This window comes from Mycobacterium sp., from assembly GCF_049683355.1.
GTDB lineage: Bacteria > Actinomycetota > Actinomycetes > Mycobacteriales > Mycobacteriaceae > Mycobacterium.
In genome coordinates, this window is the sequence record NZ_JBAUJB010000034.1 from 1 (window position 1) to 5,405 (window position 5,405).

The 5,405-nt window shown below is 67.1% G+C and carries 6 protein-coding genes; 3 read left to right on the forward strand and 3 right to left on the reverse strand.

Going from position 1 to position 5,405, the window contains the following annotated elements:
• Positions 1 to 567: 567 nt before the first annotated feature.
• The 3 genes from WA944_RS01965 (at position 568) to ndh (ending at position 3,706) form a co-directional block, all read left to right on the forward strand.
• Positions 568 to 1,248, forward strand: coding sequence for an SDR family oxidoreductase (locus WA944_RS01965; protein ID WP_526374758.1), 681 nt, complete (start codon positions 568 to 570; stop codon positions 1,246 to 1,248).
• Between the two features lie 60 nt (positions 1,249 to 1,308).
• A complete protein-coding gene (locus WA944_RS01970) occupies positions 1,309 to 2,238 on the forward strand; it encodes an LLM class F420-dependent oxidoreductase (RefSeq protein ID WP_526374756.1) in 930 nt (309 codons plus the stop codon).
• 94 nt (positions 2,239 to 2,332) lie between these two features.
• Positions 2,333 to 3,706 carry a type II NADH:quinone oxidoreductase Ndh gene (gene ndh, locus WA944_RS01975; protein ID WP_526609464.1) on the forward strand — a complete coding sequence of 458 codons (1,374 nt, stop codon included), beginning with the start codon at positions 2,333 to 2,335 and terminating at the stop codon, positions 3,704 to 3,706.
• On the opposite strand, the gene WA944_RS01980 is transcribed toward ndh, so the two are convergent.
• From WA944_RS01980 to WA944_RS01990, 3 genes are all read right to left on the reverse strand, one after another.
• Complete coding sequence (locus WA944_RS01980) at positions 3,707 to 4,333, reverse strand: urease accessory protein UreD (RefSeq protein WP_526373166.1); 627 nt, start codon at positions 4,331 to 4,333, stop codon at positions 3,707 to 3,709.
• The gene (ureG, locus tag WA944_RS01985; RefSeq protein ID WP_526373168.1) at positions 4,334 to 5,035 is read right to left on the reverse strand and encodes an urease accessory protein UreG; all 702 of its coding nucleotides are present in this window, start codon (positions 5,033 to 5,035) and stop codon (positions 4,334 to 4,336) included.
• Between the two features lie 25 nt (positions 5,036 to 5,060).
• A partial coding sequence (locus tag WA944_RS01990; RefSeq protein WP_526646190.1) for an urease accessory UreF family protein occupies positions 5,061 to 5,405 on the reverse strand: 345 nt, incomplete at its 5' end.

Here is a 5,405-nt window from a genome sequence, read left to right on the forward strand (position 1 = left end):
ACGGTCGGGGGCGGTGCGTTGGGGTCTGCCGGCGGCGGTGCCCCGTCGACGACGGTCGGGGGCGGTGGTGGTGGTGGTGGCGGCGGTGCGGGCTGGGCGTGTGCCACCGGCAGAGTCAACGCTGCCATCAAGGCGGCTGTGGTGGCACTGGTCAGCGCCGCGCGCCCAAGAGACTTCGGAAACCCGCTTCGGCGGTGAGCATTCGCGTCCGGCTGAACCATGGGGAAGAAACTACCGTGTTACAGCCGTGACGCAAGTGCGAATTGCTCATTGAATGCCAAACTGAGACATTGCTGCGTACATTGAATGCCCAGTATGGGCATCAGTCACCTAGTTGCTGACAGCCGAAGGGCCCCGCGCGTGGCGCGGGGGTGGCCTCTGTTCTGTCGGGTCTGGTGTCGATGAGACTCTTCTCCGTAGATCGCAGCCCGGTGCCCCGCTGTTACCTGCGGCGTCGTGCGCACCGCGGGACTCGCGGCGCGTCGGGTTTCATCGGCTAGCTACTGTCCAGTAACATCGGCGGCACTCGCTGGGGTTCAGCGTTGAACACAACAGGAGGGGCCGACGATGGATGTTCTGGTCACGGGATGCGACACCGATCTGGGCCGCACGATCGCAGCGAGTTTCAGCGACGCCGGCCATACCGTGGTGCTCGCGGGAAGTCGCCGCGACGAGCTCGACCTCGCGGTGAAGGAACTGGACGCCAGCGACGCCCGCGCGATCGTGTTCGACAACACCGATCCGGCCTCGGTCGCCGCGGTGCAGGGGCAGTTCCCCGCCCACCTGGACACCGTCGTGAACGTACCGGTCCCGAAGCGCGGCGGTGGCGACCCGCGCACCTACACGCTGAGCGACCACTTCAACGAATGGCACAGCATCTTCGACAACACCCTGGTGTCAGCGGTGTTGACGGTGCAGGTTCTCGGCGATCATCTTCGCTCGGGCGGCTCGGTCGTCACCGTGATTCCGGACCCGGTGCGAGAAGGCAGTGCCGACGCCGCGGTCAAGGCCGCGGTCTCCGAATGGACCGCCGGACAGGCTCATCACTTCGGAACCCGGGGGATCACGGTGAACGCGGTCGCCGCCGGACGCGGGGTCGAACCCGGATACGACGGACTGGGCGCCACACCGCCGTCGGTCAGCGCCGAGATCGCGCGGCTGTCGTTGTTCCTGGCGACCCCTGCCGCCCGCCACATCACCGGTCAGACGCTGCACGTCAGCCACGGCGCACTGGCGAACTTCGGCTAGTACCGGGACGTCGCCGAACGCGGGGTCGACAATCGGCGGGGGCTGGCTAGGCTCGACGGAGTGACGATTCGACTCGGACTCCAGATCCCCAACTTCTCCTACGGCACCGGCGTCGCCGAGATGTTCCCCACCGTGATCGCCCAGGCGCAGGAAGCCGAGGCGGCAGGTTTCGACTCGGTCTTCGTGATGGACCATTTCTACCAACTGCCCATGCTCGGCAGCCCCGAGGAGCCGATGCTCGAGGCGTACACCGCACTGGGTGCCCTGGCCGCCGCCACCGAGCGTGTCCAGCTGGGCACCCTGGTCACCGGCAACACCTACCGCAACCCGACGCTCCTGGCCAAAGCCATCACCACGCTCGACGTAATCAGCCAGGGACGCGCGATCCTGGGCATCGGGACCGGGTGGTTCGAACTCGAGCACGATCAGCTCGGTTACGAGTTCGGCACCTTCACCGACCGGTTCAACAAGCTCGACGAGGCGTTGCAGATCATCCTGCCGATGATCGCGGGTGAGCGTCCCTCGTTCACCGGCAAGTACTATCGGGTCGAGGAAGCCATGGCCAATCCCCGTTTCCGCGAACACATCCCGCTGATGATCGGTGGCAGCGGCGAGAAGAAGACGATCCCGCTGGCGGTCCGGCATTTCGACCACCTCAACGTCATCGCGGGTTTCGACGAACTGGCCACCAAGCTCGACGTCGTCAAGGCCAGATGTGATGACATCGGACGGGATCCGGCCACGCTGGAGACCAGCATGCTGGTCACCGCGATGGTCGACGAGAACGTCACCGCCGACGTCATCCCGGCGGAGATGAGCCAACGGATGGTGGTCGGCAGCGCCGAGTCGATCGCCGAGCAGCTCAAGAACAATGTCTTCGATGCCGGCATCGACGCGGTGATCATGAACCTGCCCACCAGCCTGCAGGGTTACCAGCCCGGCCACATCACCGCACTGGGAGAGGCCCTCAAGCCGCTGGTGGCCGGCTGAACCCTGGCCGGTGGGGCATCTCACCGCGCCCGCCGGAAGCCCGGCGGCTAACGTATTCGTTGAAGTGAACAGGTAATCCCGCCAAGGAGAAGTGATGAGCCATCCCGGAGCCACTGCGTCCGACAGGCACAAAGTGGTCATCATCGGCTCGGGATTCGGCGGCCTGACCGCCGCCAAGCACCTCAAGCGAGCCGACGTCGACATCAAGATGATCGCCCGCACCACCCATCACCTGTTCCAGCCGCTGCTGTACCAGGTCGCGACCGGCATCATCTCCGAGGGCGAGATCGCCCCGGCGACGCGGGTCATCCTGCGCAAACAGAAGAACGCGCAGGTACTGCTCGGCGACGTGACCCGCATCGACCTCAAGACCAAAACCGTGCGCTCCGAGCTGCTCGGGCACACCTACGTGACGCCCTACGACAGCTTGGTCATCGCTGCCGGCGCGGGCCAGTCCTACTTCGGCAACGACCACTTCGCCGAGTTCGCACCCGGCATGAAGTCCATCGACGACGCACTGGAACTGCGGGGACGCATTCTCGGGGCGTTCGAGCAGGCCGAACGGTCCAGCGACCCGGCCCGTCGGGAGAAGCTGCTGACGTTCGTGGTCGTGGGCGCCGGTCCGACGGGCGTCGAGATGGCCGGGCAGATCGCCGAATTGGCCGATCACACACTCAAAGGCACGTTCCGGCACATCGATTCGACCAAGGCGCGGGTGATCCTGCTCGACGCCGCCCCCGCGGTGCTGCCCCCGATGGGTGAGAAACTCGGCAAGAAGGCACAAGCCCGGCTGGAGAAGATGGGCGTCGACATCCAGCTCAACGCCATGGTGACCGACGTCGACCGCAACGGGATCACCGTCAAGGATCCCGACGGCACGCTCCGTCGCATCGAGTCCGCATGCAAGGTGTGGTCGGCCGGTGTGTCCGCCAGCCCCCTGGGCCGTGATCTGGCCAACCAGTCCGGAGTCGAACTCGACCGGGCGGGCCGGGTCAAGGTGCTGCCCGATCTGTCGATCCCGGGCAATCCCGACGTCTTCGTCGTCGGTGACATGGCAGCGGTCGAAGGGGTGCCGGGGATGGCGCAGGGAGCCATTCAGGGCGGCAAGTATGCGGCCAAGGCCATCGTGTCCGGACTCAAAGGCGCCGACCCGTCGCAGCGCGAACCCTTCAGCTATTTCGACAAGGGCTCGATGGCCACGGTGTCGAAATTCAGCGCAGTGGCCAAGATCGGTCCGCTGGAGTTCGGCGGGTTCATCGCCTGGCTGGCGTGGTTGTTCCTGCACCTGATCTATCTGGTCGGCTTCAAGACCAAGATCGTCACGATGCTGTCGTGGACGGTGACGTTCCTCGGCCGCAACCGCGGCCAGTTGACGATCACCGAGCAGCAGGCCTACGCCCGTACCCGGATCGAGGAACTCGAGGAGATCGCTGCGTCGGTTCAGGACACGGAGAAGGCCGCCAGTTAGTCACAGCCGCTCGCCCTGCCAGGTCGACAGGCACCCTCCCCCGGCCAGCGCCAGCGTCACCCCTGCGGCTTCGACATCGCTGCACGGGTAGTGCAGTTCGCTGATGCTCGCTCCCGGAGCAGCGATCTCGTCGTCGGCCAGGGACCCGTTGCCGAGCTCGACGCGGTGCCGCAGCAGGGGCCTGCCGTCGATGTCGGCGCTCAGCGAGCCCGACCAGAAACCCTGGCGCTCACCGGTTCTGCCGATCTGCACCTTCTCGACCAGCCGGAGACGGCCGCTGTCGGCCAGGTTCAGGCGGGTGGTCACGAAGTGGTGTGAGGTGGCCGCCACGATGGTCGGCAGCGGGTCGAGGTCGAGCTCGCCGGCGACCTCCAGCGTCCAGGACGCATGCGATTCGGTGGTGGCTGCTCCGGGCAGGGCGACCGTCGCCGCCGCGGTGCGCAGCCGCAGTCGGGCGCCGGCTTCCACCACGAGCCGGATGTGGATCGAGTCGCCACCCAGCGGCGTCGCGGCCGACGACACCAGGTGCACGGTGTCGCGCTCGGTGCGGCGTGCCGCGATCCCACCCCTGGACTCGAGGTGCGGCGAGCGGTCCCGCCGCGCGAGGACCAAGACCTCCGAACGCATCTACACCGCCTGCGCGACGTCGAGTTGCTCACGCACCCAACCCAATACCGCTGTGGCGGCCGGGTCGGCCGTCAGTGAGATCAGCACCGTGGGACGCTCACCGCGCACCATGGCCGCGTCGCGGCGCATCACGTCCAGATCGGCGCCCACCAGCGGCGCGAGGTCGGTTTTGTTGACCACCAACAGATCCGAGAAGGTGACACCGGGCCCGCCCTTGCGGGGCACCTTGTCTCCCCCGGCCACGTCGATGACGAAGATCTGCACGTCCACCAGCCCGGAGGAGAACGTCGCGGTGAGGTTGTCCCCGCCTGATTCCACCAGGATGAGATCGAGTCCCCCGAGGTGGGCGTGGGCCGCGATGAGGTCGTCGATGGCGTCGAGGTTGGCGGTGATGTCGTCACGGATCGCGGTGTGCGGACAGCCGCCGGTCTGCACGGCGGCGATCCGGTCATCGGGCAGCACCGCGTTGCGGCGCAGGAAATCGGCATCCTCGGTGGTGTAGATGTCGTTGGTCAGCACCGCCAGCGACAGCTCGTCGCGGAGCTGGCGGCACAGCGCGGCCACCAGTGCCGTTTTGCCGGAGCCGACAGGGCCACCGACACCGATGCGCAGCGGCTCCCCCGGCAGGCGTTCGCGGCGCGGACGGTCGGTGTGCACGTGCGGCTGGCCAACAGAATCCGAGGACAGGAAATGCGGGGGCATGGGAGGCACAGTCGGACCTTGCTTCTCAGGACGCGAAAAGTGGACGTTCGCGTTCGGTGTGGCGCTGGGCGAGAACGTCCAGCAGTGGATCGGAGAGGTCGGCGAGCCCTTTGGCTGCCTCCGCGGCGGTCTGCTCGCACAGCTGCGACAGTTCGAACGTCACCGCAGCCACGTCACCGGGATCGAGTGCCAACAGCCGCTGCGCGGCGGTCGCCGACCCCGTCATCGTCGTGTAGACCAACGACAGCGCGGTGTGTTCGGGGGCAAGACCGCTTGCCGCGCCCACCGCGCCCGCGGCCACCGCGAGGTGTGGAGTCGCGCCCAATGCGGCCCAGTCGGTGTCGGGCCAGACCCGGCGGGCCAGCCGGAC

What these genes read in the sequence shown, in the direction of transcription:
- WA944_RS01965 (WP_526374758.1), top strand. Translation starts at nt 568, where the DNA reads ATGGATGTTCTGGTCACGGGATGCGACACCGATCTGGGCCGCACGATC.
- ndh (WP_526609464.1), top strand. Translation starts at nt 2,333, where the DNA reads ATGAGCCATCCCGGAGCCACTGCGTCCGACAGGCACAAAGTGGTCATC.
- WA944_RS01980 (WP_526373166.1), bottom strand. Translation starts at nt 4,333, where the DNA reads ATGCGTTCGGAGGTCTTGGTCCTCGCGCGGCGGGACCGCTCGCCGCAC.
- ureG (WP_526373168.1), bottom strand. Translation starts at nt 5,035, where the DNA reads ATGCCCCCGCATTTCCTGTCCTCGGATTCTGTTGGCCAGCCGCACGTG.